Raw genomic sequence first — 20,688 nt, 5'->3', positions numbered from 1 at the left:
ATACCGTAAAACTGGTTCCAGTTTTTTATAAATGAAGGTAATTCTTTCTCCTTATCAGAATTATACATCGTGGCGGCCTCTTACCAAAAACTTGATAAATAAGGCAGCAGTTAATAATCCCAATACACCACCAATTGGGATGTAAATAGCACCTCTATCAACAATAAAACCAACAAATAAGCCGGCTAAAAGAGCTACAATATAATAGTATTGATCGTTTGATTTATCTTCTTCGTGGTGTGACATAGCAATGTTTAATTTCTTAAACGCAAAAGTAGCTGATTTGCTTACGTATGCAAAATTTCTTTTATTTAAACGGCCGGTTAAGGGTAAATAAAAATCACTTTATGGTTTTATCTATAAAAGAACGCATTACATTTGCAAAGCATCGTATTATACAAGTTAACAACACGTTTTACTTTCATTTATACCTGTATTAATCTATGAAAAATATAAAGCTGGCACTACTAGCCTTTGTACTAATGGTAAGCACAGCAACAACGCTGAAAGCTCAAAAGAAAAATAAGGTGAACGCAAAAAAGCAGGTTGAGGAAACGGTAGAAAGCCTGCGTAAGCTTATGCTCAATCCGGATAGCGCCCGCCTGTCGGCCGCAGCGTCTGAAAAGTTAACGTTTGGACATTCAGGCGGAAAAATTCAAAACAAACAGGAATTTTTACGTTCATTTTTAACCGGCGAAACTGATTTTACCAGCCTGGATTTCACTGATCAAACAGTAACCGTTTCGGGCAGTACAGCTATTGTACGCCATACTCTGGCCGGTGCAACAGCCGATAAAGGTAAAGCCCCTGGCAATGTAAAACTTTGGATAATACTGGTATTTCAAAAAGTTAAAGGACAATGGATTTTACTGGCGCGCCAGGCGGTAAAACCCCCGGTAGCGTAATTTTCAACTAACAATATCATCATACATACATAATGAGCGATTTATTAAACTTATTTGATCTTACAGGCAAAACTGCGCTGGTAACCGGCGGCAACAAAGGTATTGGCAAAGGTATGGCTATTGGTTTGGCCGAAGCCGGTGCTGATATTATTGTGGTATCGGGTTCAATTGCCTTAGAGGGCAGTGATGTAGAAAAAGAGGTAACTGCATTGGGCCGCAAGTTTAAAGCTTACCAGGCTAACCTTGGCAACCGCGAAGGCCTGTACGATTTTGTAAATAAGCTTTTGGCCGAAAACCCGCGCATAGACATTCTAGTAAATAACGCAGGCACTATTATGCGTAAGCCCGCTGCCGAACATCCTGATGAGTATTGGGACAATGTATTATCATTGAACCTTGACGCACCGTTTATACTTGCGCGCGAAATTGGCAAGCACATGATTACGCAAGGTAGCGGCCGTATTATTTTCACCTGTTCGTTACTTAGCTTTCAGGGTGGTATAAATGTACCTGGATATGCAGCAAGCAAAGGCGCCTTAGCCAGTTTGGTTAAAGCGTTAGCCAACGAGTGGACCTCAAAAGGAGTAACCGTAAATGGTATTGCTCCTGGCTATATTGCTACTGATAACACCGAAGCTTTGCGTAACGATCCTGACCGCAGCAAAAGCATACTTGACCGTATACCGGCCGGCCGCTGGGGCGAACCGCAAGACTTTAAAGGACCAGCAGTGTTCCTGGCATCAAAAGCCGGCGACTATGTAACAGGCCACCTGCTTACCGTTGACGGCGGCTGGATGGGGAGATAAGCTAAGAGTCAGGAATCAAGAGCCACACTCTTTAATTTCAACTTTACACTCTTGTCATTTTGAAATTAGGAGAAATCTTTCAAAGCGATAAGCTAAGCAATAGTAATAGATTTCTCATTCCTCAAAATGACAGGTTTTATAATAAACATACAAACTAATTGTAATGGAAATAAGATTTGAACATAGCAAGAAAGAAGTAAGCCGTATGACTACCGAGGAACTACGCGAGTCGTTTCTGGTAGAAAATTTGATGCAGGCTGATAAATTAACCACCGTTTACTCACATTACGACCGTACCATCGTTGGCGGCGTAAAGCCGGTAAACACCGAAGTAACTTTAGATAATCATCCTGAATTGCGGGCCGAGTACTTTTTGGAGCGCAGAGAAATTGGCATAATTAACGTTGGTGGTAGTGGCGTTGTTGTTGCGGACGGCGTTACCTATAATGTTGAGAAAATGAGCTGCGTTTATCTGGGTAAAGGCACTAAAGATGTTAGCTTTAAAAGTGTTGATGCTGAGAATCCTGCAGTATATTATTTACTATCAAATCCGGCACACGCTAACTATCCAAACCGCTTAATGACTAAAGAAGAAGCGGCCCCGGTTCAGTTAGGTGACATCACCACATCAAATAAGCGTACAATTTATAAATACATACACTTAGATGGCATACGCAGCTGCCAATTGGTAATGGGTTTAACTGTGCTTGAAACAGGCAGCGTTTGGAACTCTATTCCGCCGCACACGCACACCCGCCGTACCGAAGTTTACTTTTACTTTGATTTACCGGAGAACCAACGCTTATTCCACTTCATGGGCGAACCACAAGCCACTAAAAGTTTGGTAATGCAAAATCACGATGCTGTAATATCGCCACCATGGAGCGTACACTTTGGTTGCGGAACCAGCAACTACGCATTTATTTGGGGTATGGCCGGAGAGAACCAGGTTTATACCGATATGGATCCCTTAGCAGTGGTTGATGTGAAATAAAACACAATCTGTAATAATAAACTAATGCCGTTTCAACTAACGAGAAATCTATAAGTAGATTATTCTCCAAGTTGAAACGGCATTTTGCTTTAAAGATGACTAATAAAGCCTTTATACAGCATCTTCAATAGTATCCCCGGCACTCATGCTCTCAGTTGTGTGTTGTAAAAAAGCATACCACTGTTGCAGCTTATCCATCAATTCATCGGTTTTCACCGGTTTACTTATATAATCATTCATTCCTGCCAGTAAACATTCTTCACGGTCGCCTTGCATGGTATTAGCTGTAAGCGCAATAATTACGGGCTGAGCACCAAATGCCTTACGTATTACTGTAGTAGCTTCCAGGCCATCCATTTCGGGCATTTGCATGTCCATCAGTATTATATCAAATTTAGCTGAACGACATGCAGCAACTGCCTCCAGTCCGTTTTCAACAATTTGAGGCTGATAGCCCAGTTTGCTTAAGATGTGCTTAATAACATTCTGATTTATTTTGTTATCCTCAGCAACTAATATGTTAAGCGGGTTACGCTGTGCAAAATCAACACTCAGGCGGCTTTTAGTAACCTTCTCCTCGGTATTTTGCTGACTTTTAACCGACAGGCTGTTGAATACATACCGGTTCAAATCATCTTGCCTAATGGGTTTATTAAGTACATATGTAAACAATTTACCATGTTCACGTGCATGCTCATGCCCTATTGAACTAAGCAGGATAATAGGTATAGCCGGATACTGCTTTTTAATACTTTCTGCCAACTGCACACCATGAATATCAGGCATCTGCGCGTCTGTGATTATTAAATCAGGATTAAGCTGATTAGCCATTAATTCAATGGCTTCCATACCCGATTTGGCAATTACAGGTTTAAGTTTCCAGTTTTCAAGCTGATCTTTTAAAATTTTACGATTAATGGCATGATCATCAACTACCAAAACTTTTTTACCCGCCTGATCTAACATCAGCGGAGTTACCGTAGTTTGCAAAACCTTAACGCCCGGTTTGGTTTTAATGCTGAATGTAAATGTAGATCCTTTACGGTCTTTACTGCAAACGCTTATATCGCCTCCCATAAGCTTCACCAGCTTATCGCATATAACCAAACCCAAACCTGTGCCACCGTACTTTCGAGTTGTTGATGAATCAACCTGAGTAAATGCCTTAAATAAGCGGTCTATTTTTTCGGGAGGAATGCCAATACCCGTATCCTTAACCTCAAATCTGAGTTCTATTTCGCCATAGGCGTCTTCAGGTTCGCTTTGCTCTACCTTAATTATAACTTCACCATAGGTGGTAAATTTAAGCGCATTGCCCACCAGGTTGGTAAGCACCTGCTGCAACCTTACCTTATCGCCCACAATTTGCGCCGGTACGCGCTTATCAACCAGGTAAGCCAGCTCAATACCTTTTTGTGATGCCGTTTTACCAAATATGTCAAGCACGTCCTCAATACAGTAATGTAAGTTAAAGTCTTCACGCTCCAGCTCCATATTACCAGCCTCAATTTTCGAGAAATCAAGTATATTATTAATCAACACCAACAGGTTTTCACCGCAGTTGTTAATGGTATCGGTATACATGCGTTGCTGGTCAGTAAGGGCAGTTTCGGCCAATAAACCCGACATGCCTATCACACCATTCATGGGCGTGCGTATTTCATGGCTCATCATGGCCAGAAAAATACTTTTTGCCTGGTTAGCTTTTTCTGCCTCTTCTTTGGCATCAATAGCTTCTTCCTGTGCAGCTATGGCTTCTTCCTGCGCAGCTACCGCCTCTTCGCGTGCCTCTTCGGCCTCGCGGTGTGCAACCTCAAGTTCTTCATTTTTTTGCAGTAGTTGGGCGTTATATAAAGCAAGTGCTTCAGCATTACGCTGACGCTCCATATTCAACATGGCCTCTTTATGCAATTCGCCCAGTTCAATAGCCTGTTTAACCTGTATTTTTCCGTATTTATCTAACTGGTAAGCCCAAAGTCCACTTATGAAAAATATAACACAAGTAAGGGACAAATGAATAATAATGGTTTGCAAATCCAAATCATCAACCTGTGTAACGTAAGCACCATCAACCCCTATATGCTGCAAGTACCCAACCGTAGCATGATGTATGCCTACTACAATGAGCATAGGAATTTGTAAGCGCCAGTTTTGGTAAGTTATTAGTACGGCGCTACCTATAAATGCAAAAAAATGCATTTCAAACATACCATGCATCTGGTATATAAATTGTGCCATAAAAATACCCAAAACGGCACTCAATACATATTGGTACAGGTTTGACTTTGGCAAAAGAAACTTTACGCTGTAATATGCCGAAAGACATAGCGTGGTAATCCACAGTGCCATGCTCAGCGTATCATAATATAATGAAAGCCCAACTCCTGCTGCCGCATAAGCAACCAGAAAATAGTCCATAAGCTTGTCAGAGCGCTTTTTGACTTCTGCGCTCAGTTTTTCCTGATATTCGTTATTGGACATTTCTTTCTGCTTTTAAATTTTCTGCCAGGCTGCATCCGTATGCTTTGGTTGCCATGGGCAACGTTGCCACCGGCATATGCTGCAATACATCGGTTAATGCCAAACGGGCGTATTCGGTTTTTTTATCGGTACAGTACCGGCTGCTATTGTAATTACCGCGGTACATGAGTTGGTTTTGTGCATTTAAAATTACTGCCTGAGGTGTCGAGTAAACGCCGCACGCTGTAGCAAGCGCAGCATTTTTAAATACAGGCACGTTAAGATCATACCTTTGCCTCACCTCTTGTTCTGTTATTTGTTTTTTAGTAACAAGTACAACGGCAAAATCAACCTCGTTACCGTATTGTGCTATTAATGATTTTACATGCTTAAGGTTGAACCTCGAACATGGACAATCGGGATTGAAAAAATGAAGCAGCACAGGCCTGGCTTTAGTTGTTCTTACACCATTTGGAAGCTTAATTATAGTACCGTTGCTTACCGCCTTGTAATTTACTGGTACAGGGGTAGGCAAAGTGTAACGATATTCATTATACCAAAACAAGCCACCCACCGCTATTACAAGCAACAACAACCATATGCCAACCAATAGCTTCCTCATTTCAATACGTGTGCAAGGCCAACTTGCGAAGGCTTTTTCTTTTTCAATCTGTTAAAATGTTATTTGCCTATAATACAAGGCATTCTTCAAATATATTACAATTAATTATTCCCTTTTAATACTTTAACACAACCTTTAAGAGATTAATCATTGGTTACATTTTCAGTAATCAAAAGGCAATTTTAACCTTTATTGCTTGCGGTTATAATTCAGGTTATGTGTTAAAACATCAGTATGTACTAAGTGTTTTAAATTTAAAGTTGCAGGATGTGATTTAACCTCCGAAAATATTAAGGTGTTTAAATTCTCTATCTTTGTACAGCTCAGCAATAAGCAATATGTTCGGATTATTTAAAAAGAAAGCCTCTCAGGCTGTTAAAGCAGACTTTGATTACGATTTTGTTTCGGTAGATATGCACTCGCATGTTTTACCCGGCATTGATGATGGCGCGCAAACTGTAGAGGATTCAGTTATACTCATTAAGGAAATGATGGCTTTAGGCATTAAAAAAATAATTGCCACACCACACATCATGGCCGATTATTTCAGGAACAATGCACAAACCATTAATGATGCACTTAAAAAACTGAATGATCATCTTCAAAGTGAGAATATTGACATTATAGTAGAGGCTGCTGCCGAACATTACTTTGATGAATACTTTTTAAAGCTTATTGAAACAGACTCATTAATGCTTATTAAAGACAAGTATGTTTTATTTGAACTGGCTTTTACGGCTAAGCCGCCTAACTTAATCAACACCGTACAAAAAATAACAGATAAAGGCTTAACACCTATACTTGCCCACCCCGAGCGTTACCCTTACTTAACCATTGAAGAGGTTGAAATGATGCGTAACTGGGGATGCCGCATTCAGCTTAACACCATAAGCCTTACCGGCTATTACGGCAAGGAAGTTAAAGCTGCAGCCGATGCGCTGGTTGATGCCGGACTTATTGATTTTATATCAAGCGATATGCACCATCCGCGCCATGCCCAGGCCTTAAAGGTTGCCCTGCAAACATCGGGGTTAAAGAAACTGAAGGACAGCGGAAATTTGCAAAACATTTCGCTGCTGTAGAGTTCAAGATAACACCTTTCCTTGCTTTTTGGAATTGGTATAAATAAGCATTAAATACACACCTTTTTTAAAAAAACAGGTAGCTTGGTATATACAATCCAATTTACCTATGAAAGACCTCGACAAAGGCTTTCAGGCTGATGAAAACCATGAGCCGAAAGAAAATGCAAGGCGTGATTTTTTAAAGAAATCGTCGCTGCTTACTGCTGTAGCTTTAACGCCGGGTGTGGCCGTGAAAGCTGCAGAAAACCACCTCGACGAAAAAGTTGCTGCTGCATTTGAGAAAATGCCTGTCAATATCATCGTGAACGGAAAGCCTCACAAGCTTTCTATCGAACCACGGGTAACGTTACTTGATCTACTTCGGGAGCAACTTCATCTTACGGGCACCAAAAAAGGTTGTGACTACGGGCAATGTGGTGCATGCACCGTACATGTTGACGGGCAGCGCGTAAACTCATGCCTTACCCTTGCCATGACGGTTGACGGTAAAAAGGTAACCTCCATTGAGGGTTTGGCCAAGGGCGATGAGTTGCACCCCATGCAGGAAGCTTTTATTAAGCACGATGGCTTTCAGTGCGGTTATTGCACGCCGGGACAAATTATGTCGGCAGTGGCTTGTATCCGTGAGGGGCATGCCAATTCTGAAACCGAAATACGCGAGTACATGAGCGGCAACATATGCCGTTGCGGTGCTTACCCCAACATAGTAAACGCCATACAGGAAGTTAAAAACGGAGGGCAGCAAGTATGAAACAGTTTCAGTACATACGCCCGGCCACACAGCAAAGCGTTTTAGACGCTATTACTAAACCAGGAGCCAGAATTTTAGCTGGTGGCAGCAACCTTATTGATTTGATGAAACGTGGCGTAACCTCGCCGGATAAATTGGTTGATATTCAAAAGCTGCCATTAAAAGGTATTAGCAAGAGCACCGGCAACGTAAGTAGTATATCAATAGGCGCCCTGGAACTTAATAGTGCAGTAGCAGAAAACAAACTGATAAAAGAAGAATTTCCTTTGCTTTCCATGGCTTTAAATGCCGGTGCATCGCCGCAATTGCGCAACATGGCAACCGTTGGTGGCAACATGATGCAACGCACCCGTTGCACTTATTTTTATGACACCGCTATGCCTTGCAACAAGCGTGAACCGAATTCGGGCTGTGGCGCTATGGAGGGCATTAACCGCATGCATGCCATTTTTGGCACAAGTGAAAAATGCATTGCCGTGCATCCAAGTGACATGTGCGTTGCCTTGGCAGCGTTAGATGCATCTGTTGAGGTAAAAAGCAAGAAAGGAACAAGGTATATTCCGTTTACAGAGTTCCATCGCCTGCCGGGCGAAACTCCGCAACTTGATAACACCTTAACTACGGGCGAACTAATTACCCGGGTAATCATACCTCATAACAATTTTGCGAAAAACAGTTACTACCTCAAAGTGCGTGACCGCGCATCATACGCTTTCGCACTTATTTCGGTAGCCGTGGGTTTAGATATACAGGGAGGCAATATCAAGGAAGCGCGCTTGGCTATGGGAGGTGTTGCACATAAGCCATGGAGATTAAAAGCTGCCGAACAATTTTTGAAAGGCAAGCCAGCTACGGTTGCTAATTTTGAACAGGCTGCCAGCCTGGCTATGCAAGGCGCTAAAAGTTTTGGCCATAACGACTTTAAATTGAAAATGGCACCGGCAAGTATTATTGAAGCCTTAAGCAACGCTGCCAAATTAAGTTAGTAAGCCAATTACCTACAATCACCATGAAACAACAAGCTCAACATACTCCCCCATTTACCGAGGGTATTAACCGGGTAGATGGCATAATGAAAGTTACCGGTGCTGCAAAATATTCTGCCGAATATGAGTTGCCGGGCATGACCTATGCAGTATTTGCCATAAGTAACATTACTAAAGGAATAATTACCTCTATTGACATTAAAGCAGCCGAACGTGCGCCGGGCGTTCTTGCAGTGCTAACCCATTTAAATGCCCCCAAAGTACCGGGCTATGAATCAGGAAAAGATCCGAGTAAGCCACCTACTACCGGCGGCCCGCTTAAATTTTTTGTTGACAATACGGTAAAATACAATGGCCAGCCTATTGCTATGGTAGTGGCCGACAGCTTTGAAAGGGCAACCTATGCCGCATCTCTTATTAAGGCACAATACAAAAAGGAGCAGCACGAAACAGATACCGAGAAAAATAAATTTAAAGCAGCTGCGCCAAAAGGCGGACGCAATGGAGGCGACTATAAGCGTGGCACGCCTGATGACTGGAAGACAGCAGCGGTTAAGGTTGAGCAGGAATATGTTGTGCCTATAAATGTACATAACCCTATGGAGCTGAGTGTAACGCTTGCCCACTGGACAGCCGATGATAAGGTAACTGTATACGCCAAAACACAGGGCGTAAAATCAACTCAGAATGCAATAGCGCAGGCTTTTAAGCTACCGGTTGAAAACGTACAGGTAACTACCAAGTTTGTAGGTGGCGCGTTTGGTAACGCCCTGCGTACCTGGCCTCACGAAATTGCTACAGTGCAAGCGGCAAAATTGGTTAAACGGCCGGTAAAAACGGTTTTAACCCGCGAGTTACAATTTAATACGGTAGGTTACCGCCCATACACCTGGCAAAAAGTAAGCATGGGTGCATCAGCCGATGGTAAGCTTACCGGCATAATACATGAGGCAACCGCCCAAACGTCAAGCTTTGAAGAGTTTACCGAGGGCACTGTAAATATGACACGCTTTATGTACGCCTGCCCAAGCGTTGGTACGGTATACAAAATTACACCGCTTGATGTAAATACCCCTACCTGGATGCGTGGACCGGGTGAGGCAACGGGTGCCTTTGCACTTGAATCGGCCATGGATGAACTTGCCGACAAACTGGGTATTGACCCTATTGAGTTGCGTATACGTAACCATGCCGATACCGACCCTGAAAACGGCAAACCTTTCAGCAGCAAAAACCTTAAAGAAGCTTATGAGATGGGAGCCGATAAAATTGGATGGAGCAAACGCAAACTTAAGCCGGGCACGTTAACCGAAGATGGCTGGCTGATAGGTTACGGCATGGGTACAGGTGTATTTGGCGCCGGAAGAGGGCGCGCTACCGTTAAAGCAGCTTTGCTTGATAGTGGCACATTGCTTATTCAAACTTCAGTTACCGATATTGGCGTGGGAACAGGCACTGCCATGACTCAAATTGCTTCAGAAATATTTACAGGCATACCCGTTAAAAAAATTAAATTCGAGCTGGGCGATTCATCGCTGCCACCATCACCAACGCAAGGTGGCTCAACTATAACCTCAACTGTGGGCGGAGCTGTGCATGATGCCTGTACACAACTGAAAGAGAAGTTTCAGCAACTTATTGGCAACGGCGGTACGGATAAGCCAGACTATGTAAAGGTGTTAAAAGAAAAGAACCTGCCACAACTGGAGGTTACTGTAACATCATCAGGCAGTACAGAAATGCGCAATTTTTCAAGCTACTCCTACTCGGTGCACTTTGTTAAGGTGAAAGTACATCCTAAAACGGGCGTTGTGCGCGTAGATAATGTTGTATCGGTGGCCGACTCAGGCCACATTGTGAGTCCGAAAACCGCACGCAGCCAAATTATTGGCGGGGCTATTGGAGGTATAGGCATGGCATTAATGGAAGAGGGCATTATGGATCATAGGTATGGCCGCTACGTTAATAATAATTACGCCGATTATCATGTGCCAATAAGTGCCGATATTCCGCAAATTGATGCTCTTTTTGTAAACAAGCCCGATTACCGTGTTAACCCTATGGGAGCAAAAGGCATGGGCGAAATTGCCCTGATAGGCATGAGTGCCGCAGTTGCAAACGCCGTTTACAATGCTACCGGCAAACGCATAAGGGAGTTACCAATTACCCCCGACAAGTTGCTGGCATAAATCTTAACAATAAAGGGCAAAATTATTCGCCCTTTATTTTTAGCTATCAGTTTACGCCCTCAGTTGTCATAATTACTCTCTTGATTGTTCCGTCGGCGTTGTAATACAGGTTATCAATACAAACTGATCGGTGAAAACTACCATGATCGGGAGTTAACGCACCGTTATGATAAATAAAGTAGTCTTTGCCTTTAAAGGTAATAATAGCCTGATGGTTGGTATTTGAATTGCCGGCTATCTCATTAATAATGCCTTTGTACTGCCATGGGCCCTTGATACTTTTACTCATGGCATAGGCAATTTTTTCAGGAAACTCGGTTGCGTATGAGAGGTAATACCAGCCTTTACGCTTGTGAAGCCACGGAGCCTCGGTAAACTTGGGCAAACCTTCTACCTTAATAATGGATCCGTCTAACTCCGTCATGTTTGATTTGAGTTTAGCGTAGTGGCAAGTTGTGTTACCCCACATCAGGTAGGCCTGGCCGTCATCATCAATAAAAACAGTTGGGTCAATATCGTCCCAGCTAATTTTAGCTTCGGTGGTCATGTCGTTTGTAATGATGGCTGATCCTCTAGCATCCTTAAACGGCCCTAACGGATTATCAGCTACTGCTACACCAATGGCCTTTCCGTGTATGCTGCCATGCGTAATAGCCACATACCAATAAAATTTACCGTTACGCTCAATTACCTGCCCAGCCCAGGCATCACCTTTGGCCCAGGCAAAGTCAGATGCCTTAAGCGGCACTGCGTGCTCGGTCCAGGTTTTCATATCGCTTGTCGAAAAAACGGCCCAATCATTCATTACATACCGTGCCTGTTCTTTAGGCGCTACATCATGACCGGTATACAGGTACACCTTGTCTTTATAAACCAATGCAGCCGGATCGGCGGTATATTTATGGGTGATAACCGGATTACCTACCGACTTAAATGTAGTATCGCTGCTGCGAAAAACGTTGTTAGCTTTTTGAGCAACGGCGGCCGAACCTATGCTCATGAGCATGACTGCATTTAAAGCAAATAAATTTATACGTTTCATTAATAATTGGTGTGAAATTGCGTGGCTATATTGAGGCAGACAAATTACACTTTATGCCAAAATGATACAGAATAATTACACAAATTACATGATAGTTCAGGATAGATGTAAATGCATGAGTAAGTACATTGTGCCACAAAACCAATAAAATCTTAGTTAACTAACCGTACTTAGCTTTTAGCCGTAGCAATTTTCCAATGTGCAATTACTGTAATGTAATGCCAAATTGTGAAATGTCAACTACTGATAATAAAGTATAATCAATCGGTTGTTCAACGTAAACTGTTACTATTTATGACATTGAACAATTACCCTGCATTAATTTCACGTTTTAAAACAGCATTGGTAATACTGCTGGCTACAGCAGGTTTGCAGATATCTGACACTTATGCACAAGGCAGGCAGGTTAAATACCTATCGGGTAAAGACAATCGCACCAATACCATGTGGGACTTTTATTGTACCGGCGGACGCAAAAGTGGTTACTGGACCAAAATTGCGGTGCCTTCATGCTGGGAACAACAAGGGTTTGGCAGCTACAACTATGGCCGTGATTATAAAACATATGGCAAAAACTTCAGATTTGCCGATGAGCAAGGCATTTATAAACTGAATTTCCAGGTGCCGCAGGCCTGGAAAAATATGGATATTTTTATTGTGTTTGAGGGCTCAATGACCGATACGGAGGTAAAAATAAACGGCAAAGCAGCGGGCGAAAAACACCAGGGGGCGTTTTATGAGTTTAAGTATGACGTTACCAATAAACTTAAATATGGCGCCAGTAACCTGCTTGAAGCAAGGGTAAGTAAAATGAGTGCAGATGCATCGGTAAATAATGCCGAGCGTTTGGCCGATTACTGGGTTTTTGGCGGCATATTCCGCCCTGTGTATTTAGCCGCATATCCTAAGCAGCACATTAACCGCATCGCTATTGACGCTAAAGCCAACGGCGATTTCAAAATGGAGGTTTACCCTGAACACGTTAAACAAAACCTGCAATGGGTAGCACAAATCAGCGATGCGAAAGGAAAAATTGCAAAGTCGGTTTCAGGAACTGTTAAACCGGCCGATTCTGTGGTCTCTATAGCTACCAATGTTTCAAACCCGCTGTTATGGAATTCAGAAACACCTAACCTTTACAAGGTCAATGTAGCGTTAAAATCGGCAGGAAAAATCATTCATCAACACTCCGAAAAATTTGGCTTCCGTACCATTGAGGTACGTAAAGGTGATGGCATTTACCTTAATGGTGTAAACATTAAAATGAAGGGCATAAACCGCCATAGCTGGTGGCCCGAAACCGGACGTACGCTTAATGACGATATTCAGCTGCAAGACGTTAAGATTATGAAGGAAATGAACATGAACGCCGTGCGCATGTCTCATTACCCGCCCGATAAAAAGTTTCTTGAAATATGTGATTCATTAGGCCTGTATGTGCTTGATGAGCTTGCCGGCTGGCAAAAAGCATACAGCACTGCTGCCGGCAAAAAGCTGGTTAAGGAAATGGTAATACGCGACCTTAACCACCCATCAATTATTTTTTGGGATAACGGTAACGAGGGCGGCACCAACAAGGAACTCGATCAGTATTTTACTCAATACGACTTTTCTAAACGCCCGGTTATTCACCCGCATCATCGTCCGGGTAACGCATTTAACGGTATTGACTGTAACCACTATGAGGATTACTACAGCACTAAGAGCATACTGGCCGATAGCAACATTTACATGCCTACCGAATTTTTGCATGCGCAGGATGATGGTGGTGCAGCAACAGGTTTAGCCGATTTTTGGGATTTGCATTGGAAATCGCAACGCTCGGGCGGAGGCTTTATATGGGCTTTAGTTGACGAGGGCATAGTACGCACCGATCAAAATGGAATTATTGACGTAAACGGTGTTAACGCACCTGATGGTGTAGTTGGCCCTCATCGCGAAAAGGAAGGAAGCTTTTATGCCATGCGCGAGATATTTTCGCCCGTGCACATAACGCTTAAAGATCTTCCTACGGGTTTTTCAGGTAGTATACCGGTGGAAAACCGTTTCCATTTTACCAACTTAAGCCAGTGTACGTTTAACTGGGAGCTGATTGATTACCGTAAACCCAATGAGCAAAACGGCGGCTACACGGTGAAAAAGAAAGGTGTTGCGCTAAGCCCATCTGTAGCGCCACTGGCTTCAGGAAATGTGCAAATCAACCTTCCGGCCGACTGGAAAAGCTACGATGCACTTACCTTATCAGCTTATGATCCGCATAAAGACCTTGTTTACCGCTGGGTGTGGAAAAATAATAATGAGCGCTTACTGAATAATGTTATAAGCTTTACCGGCAAAGACCAGGTAAAAGTTACCGAAACCGATTCTACGCTTTTGTTAAAGGCCGGCTCTATGGGTATAACCTTTAATAAAAAGAACGGACAAATTGTAAACATGACCAACAACAGCGGCGATCCTTTCCTGTTTAGCGGAGGCCCTATGCTGGTAAGTGGTTCATCAGCATTCAAAGATATTAAGCACCGCCAGGAAAATGATGGCGAACTGGTTGAAGTTAGCTACACAGGCGACCTAAAATACGCCCGCTGGAAAATATTTAACAGCGGTTGGGTAAGTCTTGATTATGAATACGAGCTAAAAGGAGATTATCCTTACGCAGGTATAACATTCAACTATCCTGAAAATTATGTTTTAGGTGCAAAATGGCTGGGCCGCGGCCCATACCGCGTGTGGAAAAACCGTTTGCAAGGGGTGGTTGACGATGTATGGAGCAATACCTATAACAATACGCAAACAGGTAGTGCGCCATGGATATTCCCTGAGTTCAAAGGCTATTTTGCCAACATTACCTGGATGGAACTTAACACCGTACAAGGTAAGTTTATGATTGCCGCCAAGGAGCCCGATTTGTATGTTCGTTTGTTCGACTTTTATGGCCTATCGGGCGTAAAACCGTTTCCGGCTTTGCCGTCAGGTAATTTATCTTTCCTTGATGCTATACCGCCGTTAGGTACAAAACTGGCTTTAAATATCGATGGCAATACATCAAAACTTGGTCCTAACAGTGAGCCTAACCATATTAACGGCACAATCAGGCGCACCTTATACTTTTATTTTGGCCAGCTTGAGCAGGAAGGTAAAGGAAAGCAAAACTTTACTCGTCCGGTTAAGGATGAATTGTTTTAAATTTTTATCTCACAACCAAGCCGAAGCTTGCGTTAGGGATAGTAGCGAAAAGCCCGGAGAGCAGCGTAGCGAAACGAGGACTTGCAGCGGATAGCCCGACCCGGAGGGAAACGCCCAAATGAAGTTAAAAGTTAATATTGTTGTCATTTGAACGACAGTGAGAGTGCTTTTTAAACCATAAGTTATCACTTGAAAAGCATTTATTATCACTCGCAATGGCGTGTGTTAATTATAGAAGAAGAAAGCATGCACAAAGTAGCCTTTAAAATGAAGCTGAAACCCGGCTTTAAAGATGAATATAAAAAACGCCATGATGAAATATGGCCTGAGTTATCGGCCTTGCTTAAAGCTAACGGCATAAGTGACTACACCATTTTTTTGGATGAAGAAACCAATACATTGTTTGGCGTTCAAATACAATCAGGGCAATCATCACAGGATTTGGGCAGCACCGAAATTGTACAGAAATGGTGGGCTTACATGGCCGATATCATGGATACAAATCCCGATAACTCACCGGTAAGTACGCCGCTTACTAAAGTTTTTCATTTAGACTAACGCTCATTTTACAATATATGTTAGCAAAGAAATTTTTGTTTATAAGTGCGTTTTGCATAGCAGCAACTGCCGCAGCAGCACAAACCAAACAACCGTTAATTTGGCCTAAAGTTACAGCCCAAACTCGCCCCTGGACCCGCTGGTGGTGGATGGGAAACGCCGTAGACCAAAAAAATATAGGCATGCTGCTAAACAAATATCAGCAGGCCGGTTTCGGTGGTGTTGAAGTAACTCCTATATACGGTGCAATAGGTTATGAAGGCCGGTATATCGACTTCCTGTCGCCCAAGTGGATGGATATGCTCAACTATACTGCCGGCACAGCTGCAACGCTGGGTATGGGCGTTGATATGAACACAGGCACGGGCTGGCCTTTTGGCGGCCCACAAATTAAAACGACTGATGCCGCTACCAAACTCATTATACAAACTTATAAGCTTAACCCGGGCGAAATTGTTAAGGAAGCCATACGTGTTAACGATGTAAAGCAGCAGGGCATAGCCGTTTTGCAGGCCTTGGTAGCGTATGATGAAAAAGGTAACGCTACCGATTTAATGAGTAAGGTAGATGCAGACGGCAATCTCAATATGCAGCCAGTCACATCAAAAACAGAGGTTTTTGCAGCATTTGCGGGCAAAACTCTGCAAAAGGTAAAACGGGCAGCTCCGGGCGGCGAGGGTTTTACTTTAAATCATTTGTCAAAATCAGCAACTGATGTCTATTTAGCCCGCTTTAACAATGCCTACAAAGGCCGCCAACCTAAAGTGCGTGCTTACTTTAATGATAGCTATGAGGTTTACGGTGCAAGCTGGTCGCCAGAGTTATTTGATGTTTTTAAAAAAGACCACGGCTATGACTTGCGCATGCATGTACGCGAGCTGAACAGCAAAGAAGAAAATGAAACCGTTGGCCGCGTAAAAAGTGATTACCGCGAAACTATGAGTAACATGCTGCTGCATAACTTTACTCAAAACTGGACTAACTGGGCACATAGCCTCAAAAGCATTACCAAAAACCAGTCACACGGATCGCCGGGTAACCTGCTTGATTTGTACGGTACCGTTGATATACCGGAGTGCGAAACCTTTGGCTCAAGCAAGTTTCCTATACTTGGTTTACGCCGCGATAGCGCTGATGTGCGTAATGTAGACCCCAACCCCATCATGTTGAAATTTGCTTCATCGGCAGGGCATGTAAACGGCAAACCGCTTATATCAAGCGAAACCTTTACATGGCTTACCGAGCATTTTAAAACATCATACTCACAGTGCAAACCCGAAGTTGAACAGATTTTTCTGTCGGGCGTAAACCATGTGTTTTATCATGGCACAACCTATTCGCCTGGTGATATCAAGTTTCCGGGATGGTTGTTTTACGCCTCAATGAACATGGTACCTGATAACAGCTTGTGGAGCCATGCCAACGGGCTTAACGGCTACATAACCCGCGTTCAATCAGTATTACAGGCTGGCAAGGCCGACAATGAAGTGTTGATGTACTGGCCCATATATGATGCATGGAACCACCCCAAAGGGTTAGACATGCCCATGGCTATACATGATATTAACGAGTGGCTTATTCCAACCGCGTTTTATAAAAATGCCGTTAAACTGCAAAAGCAAGGATACAGCATTGATTTTGCTTCAGACTTAGCCTTAAATAAAAGTTCAGGCAGCAAAGCTGGCATTAAAACAAGCGCCAATGCATTATACAAAACATTGGTAGTGCCTGAGTGTACCATGATGCCTAATGGAACACTGCAAAGCATATTAAAGCTGGCAGAGCAAGGCGCAACCATTATATTCCAGAAGTTACCTGAAGATGTACCCGGCCTAGCTAAAGTAGATGAACGCCGCGCTCAGCAAAAGCAAATTTTGGCCGCGCTGAAATTTACTAGTGACGGCAGCGGTGTAAAACAGGCAAACGTTGGCGCTGGCAAGGTATTGCTGGCAGATAATTTAGATAATGCACTTACTTACGCCAAAATTCCGGCCGAAAAACTGGTAGAAAGTGGTTTACAGTTCATACGCCGCAATGTGGGGGGTAGTAAATACTATTACCTGGTTAACCATACCGCTAAAGCAATTGATACCCGCATTCCGCTGAATGGCATTTTTGCATCGGTAATTACAATGGATCCTCAAAGCAGCGCTTATGGCTTGGCATCCTCGGCTACAGTGAATGGCAAAACCAATGTGAGGGTGCAACTACAATCGGGCGAGGCCATGATTTTATTTGCCAGTACACAACCTAAAACAGGCATATCCAAGTGGCCTTATTTGGAAAAAGTAACCGGCGAAATAGAATTAAAAAACCCATGGACACTACAATTTACTCAAGGTGGCCCGGTTGTGCCGGCTGCTAAAAGGCTTGAGAAACTGAAATCATGGACGGATTTAGGTGACACTGATGCCGTCAACTTTTCGGGAACCGGTGTTTATACCAACACATTTACCGTTCCGGCTAAAACCGGCGGCCAGTACGTGCTTGATTTAGGCCAAGTTGATGAAAGCGCCCGCGTTTGGATAAACGGTAAAGAGGTGGGCATTTTATGGAGTATTCCGTTTAAAGCCCGGGTTGGCAGCTATCTTAAAACCGGTGTAAATACAATCAAGGTTGAGGTTGATAACCTAATGGCCAACCGCATCCGTTACATGGATCAAAATAAAATGGAGTGGCGTAAATATCATGAAATTAACTTTGTAAACATCAATTACAAGCCATTTGATGCCAGCAACTGGACACCTATGCCATCGGGACTGATAGGGCCTGTTAAAATTATAAAATATTAATAAGTTCATATCACAAGCAACCGCACTTGCGGCTGCTTGTGATATACTTTTAGCGCTTTAACATCCCTCCTCTTGTACCTGCGTACAAACGTTCAATTGCCTGCTTGGTAAGTTTCAAAATTTACTTAATTTAACCGCAGATTATAAATCTGCTATCTAAACTCCATAAGCAATTTTTTGTGAAAAAAATTAACCCTCAGGGGCTGAGTTTGTGACGCACACCTTTTTAATTGTAAACTTGACAATTTATGAGAATTAAATTTCTTGCCGCTTGCTGCGCTTCTGTGCTCTCTTTAAATGCAGTTGCTCAAAAAAGTCAGCCCGTAGTTATTAACGCCGATAAGTTAATGGCCAAAATACAGCCAACTATGTGGGGCGTATTTTTTGAGGATATAAACCTTGGTGCTGACGGAGGCTTATATGCCGAACTTATTAAAAACCGCTCGTTTGAATTTACCACGCCGTTAATGGGCTGGACGGTAAAAGGCAAAAAAATAAACGAAGGCGATGTACTTGTGCTTAACAGGCAGGAAGCTGCAGAAAACAATCCGCGCTTTTTAAGGGTAAATTTAAAAGATGCTGATGCCCCAACCGATGCAACCCTTACTAATGAAGGATTTAGAGGAATAGGTATTAAAAAAGGTTTGCGTTATAACTTTTCGGTAATGTACCGCCAGGCATCCAAAGGCCTGAAAATGCACTTGCAGCTACTTGATGAAAACGGCAAATCAGTGGGCAGTGGTATGCTTAACCCGGAGCAAAGCGGAACCGCCTGGCATAAACAAACTACCGGCTTTACCACCAACACTGATGTAAAAAAAGGAAAATTTCAAATTTGGTTTGAAGGAAGCGGAAGTATTGATCTTGACATGATATCGCTTTTCCCGGCTGATACCTGGAAGCAACGCCCCGGTGGCTTGCGTGCCGATATGGTACAGATGCTGGCCGATATGAAACCAGGCTTCGTACGCTTTCCGGGTGGATGTATTGTGGAAGGTCGTGACCTGGCAAACCGTTACCAGTGGAAAAAAACAATTGGCCCTATTGAAGAGCGGGAGTTAATTATGAACCGCTGGAACACCGAATTTAAACACAAACCTGCACCCGATTACTTTCAATCTTTTGGTCTTGGCTTTTTTGAGTATTTCCAAATGTGTGAGGACATAGGTGCCGAACCACTTCCTATATTAAATTGCGGCATGGCTTGCCAGTTTAATACTGCCGAGCTTGTACCAATAGATCAGTTAGGCCCTTACGTGCAGGATGCATTGGATTTGGTTGAGTTTGCAAATGGCCCGGTAACATCCACCTGGGGTAAAAAACGTGCTGACATGGGACACCCGGCACCATTTAACCTTAAAATGATGGGCATTGGTAACGAAAACTGGGGGCCTCAATATTTAGAACGCCTGGCCATTTTCACCAAAGCCATGAAAGAAAAATATCCGGCCATAAAATTAATTAACAGTTCGGGTACTGATCCTGATGGCGCACGTTTTGACCTGCTTAACAATGCGCACCGTAAAAATAAAGCCGATTTTGTTGACGAGCATTACTATCGCTCACCCGAGTGGTTTTTTAGCAACGCTGCCCGTTATGACAGCTATGATAAAAACGGCTCGAAGGTTTTTGCCGGAGAATATGCTGCACACACTAAAAATGAACCAAACGGACCCAACATCAACAACTGGCGTGCAGCCCTTGCCGAGGCAGCATTTTTAACCGGCCTTGAGCGCAATGCAAGTGTTGTTAATATGGCGTCATACGCACCGTTATTTGCTCATACTGATGGCTGGCAATGGTCGCCCGATATGATTTGGGTGGACAATACAAGCATATACGGTACGCCGGATTACTATGTACAAAAACTATACTCGCTTAACAAAGGCACCAATGTGGTTGATATTAAGCAGGGTAAAAAGATAATTGCCGGTCAGGATAGTTTATATGCATCAGCCGTAATAGATCAGAATAAAAATGAACTTATTATCAAGATAGTTAATGCTTCAAACAAAGCAAAAGCTCAAAACTTGCAAATAAAAAGTGGCAAAAAGCTGGGAGCTACCGCTATTGTTACATCAATGAGCAATGATTTAAAGGCAGTTAACTCTTTTGACGCCGCTACAAAAGTAAGCCCGGTTGATGAACGTGTAAGCTTGAAAGGTAAAACGGTAACGCTTGAGCTTAAACCTTATTCATTCAACATTGTACATATCCCGTTAAAGTAAAAAGCTTGCATAAATAATGGAGTAGTATCAGCACAAAAGGTTGTGAAATATTTTAACTTTCCTTTTAAAATATTTCACAACCTTTTT

The 20,688-nt window shown here is 43.0% G+C and carries 15 protein-coding genes; 11 read left to right on the top strand and 4 right to left on the bottom strand.

Going from position 1 to position 20,688, the window contains the following annotated elements; translation table 11 throughout:
- Positions 1–60 precede the first annotated feature (60 nt).
- Positions 61–246 carry a hypothetical protein gene (locus QZ407_RS02765; protein WP_295767529.1) on the bottom strand — a complete coding sequence of 62 codons (186 nt, stop codon included), beginning with the start codon at positions 244–246 and terminating at the stop codon, positions 61–63.
- A 197-nt stretch (positions 247–443) separates the two neighbouring features.
- Between QZ407_RS02765 and QZ407_RS02760 the strand changes: the two genes are divergently transcribed.
- The 3 genes from QZ407_RS02760 (at position 444) to kduI (ending at position 2,705) form a co-directional block, all read left to right on the top strand.
- Complete coding sequence (locus QZ407_RS02760) at positions 444–905, top strand: nuclear transport factor 2 family protein (RefSeq protein WP_295767528.1); 462 nt, start codon at positions 444–446, stop codon at positions 903–905.
- A 32-nt stretch (positions 906–937) separates the two neighbouring features.
- Positions 938–1,711, top strand: coding sequence for an SDR family NAD(P)-dependent oxidoreductase (locus tag QZ407_RS02755; RefSeq protein WP_295767527.1), 774 nt, complete (start codon positions 938–940; stop codon positions 1,709–1,711).
- Positions 1,712–1,874: 163 nt separating this feature from the next.
- Entirely contained in the window at positions 1,875–2,705 is an 831-nt protein-coding gene (kduI, locus tag QZ407_RS02750; RefSeq protein ID WP_295767526.1) for a 5-dehydro-4-deoxy-D-glucuronate isomerase, read from the top strand.
- A gap of 111 nt (positions 2,706–2,816) precedes the next feature.
- On the opposite strand, the gene QZ407_RS02745 is transcribed toward kduI, so the two are convergent.
- Positions 2,817–5,186: a response regulator gene (locus tag QZ407_RS02745; protein WP_295767525.1), complete on the bottom strand. Its 2,370-nt coding sequence runs from the start codon at positions 5,184–5,186 to the stop codon at positions 2,817–2,819.
- Positions 5,176–5,787, bottom strand: coding sequence for a thioredoxin fold domain-containing protein (locus QZ407_RS02740; RefSeq protein ID WP_295767524.1), 612 nt, complete (start codon positions 5,785–5,787; stop codon positions 5,176–5,178). Before QZ407_RS02740 ends, QZ407_RS02745 begins: the two co-directional genes overlap by 11 nt.
- Before the next feature lie 338 nt (positions 5,788–6,125).
- Here QZ407_RS02740 and QZ407_RS02735 point away from each other — a divergent pair, with 338 nt between their 5' ends.
- The 4 genes from QZ407_RS02735 to QZ407_RS02720 all read left to right on the top strand — a co-directional run bounded on the left by QZ407_RS02735 (position 6,126) and on the right by QZ407_RS02720 (position 10,798).
- Entirely contained in the window at positions 6,126–6,869 is a 744-nt protein-coding gene (locus QZ407_RS02735) for a CpsB/CapC family capsule biosynthesis tyrosine phosphatase (RefSeq protein ID WP_295767523.1), read from the top strand.
- Positions 6,870–6,978: 109 nt separating this feature from the next.
- Positions 6,979–7,623, top strand: a complete 645-nt coding sequence (locus tag QZ407_RS02730; RefSeq protein ID WP_295767522.1) for a (2Fe-2S)-binding protein — start codon at positions 6,979–6,981, stop codon at positions 7,621–7,623.
- The gene (locus tag QZ407_RS02725) at positions 7,620–8,609 is read left to right on the top strand and encodes a xanthine dehydrogenase family protein subunit M (RefSeq protein WP_295767521.1); all 990 of its coding nucleotides are present in this window, start codon (positions 7,620–7,622) and stop codon (positions 8,607–8,609) included. Before QZ407_RS02730 ends, QZ407_RS02725 begins: the two co-directional genes overlap by 4 nt.
- Positions 8,610–8,632: 23 nt before the next feature.
- Positions 8,633–10,798 (top strand): xanthine dehydrogenase family protein molybdopterin-binding subunit, encoded by a 2,166-nt coding sequence (locus tag QZ407_RS02720; RefSeq protein ID WP_295767520.1) that lies wholly within the window; start codon positions 8,633–8,635, stop codon positions 10,796–10,798.
- Between the two features lie 46 nt (positions 10,799–10,844).
- Here QZ407_RS02720 and QZ407_RS02715 read toward each other — a convergent pair whose 3' ends face one another.
- Positions 10,845–11,840 carry a glycoside hydrolase family 43 protein gene (locus QZ407_RS02715; RefSeq protein WP_295767519.1) on the bottom strand — a complete coding sequence of 332 codons (996 nt, stop codon included), beginning with the start codon at positions 11,838–11,840 and terminating at the stop codon, positions 10,845–10,847.
- A gap of 294 nt (positions 11,841–12,134) precedes the next feature.
- Between QZ407_RS02715 and QZ407_RS02710 the strand changes: the two genes are divergently transcribed.
- The 4 genes from QZ407_RS02710 (at position 12,135) to QZ407_RS02695 (ending at position 20,601) form a co-directional block, all read left to right on the top strand.
- A complete protein-coding gene (locus tag QZ407_RS02710) occupies positions 12,135–15,023 on the top strand; it encodes a glycoside hydrolase family 2 TIM barrel-domain containing protein (protein ID WP_295767518.1) in 2,889 nt (962 codons plus the stop codon).
- A gap of 189 nt (positions 15,024–15,212) precedes the next feature.
- The gene (rhaM, locus tag QZ407_RS02705; RefSeq protein ID WP_295767517.1) at positions 15,213–15,581 is read left to right on the top strand and encodes an L-rhamnose mutarotase; all 369 of its coding nucleotides are present in this window, start codon (positions 15,213–15,215) and stop codon (positions 15,579–15,581) included.
- Positions 15,582–15,598: 17 nt separating this feature from the next.
- Positions 15,599–18,373: a glycosyl hydrolase gene (locus QZ407_RS02700; protein ID WP_295767516.1), complete on the top strand. Its 2,775-nt coding sequence runs from the start codon at positions 15,599–15,601 to the stop codon at positions 18,371–18,373.
- A 248-nt stretch (positions 18,374–18,621) separates the two neighbouring features.
- Positions 18,622–20,601 carry an alpha-L-arabinofuranosidase C-terminal domain-containing protein gene (locus tag QZ407_RS02695; protein ID WP_295767515.1) on the top strand — a complete coding sequence of 660 codons (1,980 nt, stop codon included), beginning with the start codon at positions 18,622–18,624 and terminating at the stop codon, positions 20,599–20,601.
- Positions 20,602–20,688 lie beyond the last annotated feature (87 nt).

The sequence above is a fragment of the uncultured Mucilaginibacter sp. genome, from assembly GCF_913773635.1.
GTDB lineage: Bacteria > Bacteroidota > Bacteroidia > Sphingobacteriales > Sphingobacteriaceae > Mucilaginibacter.
This window is presented reverse-complemented; position numbering and strand designations above follow the sequence as displayed.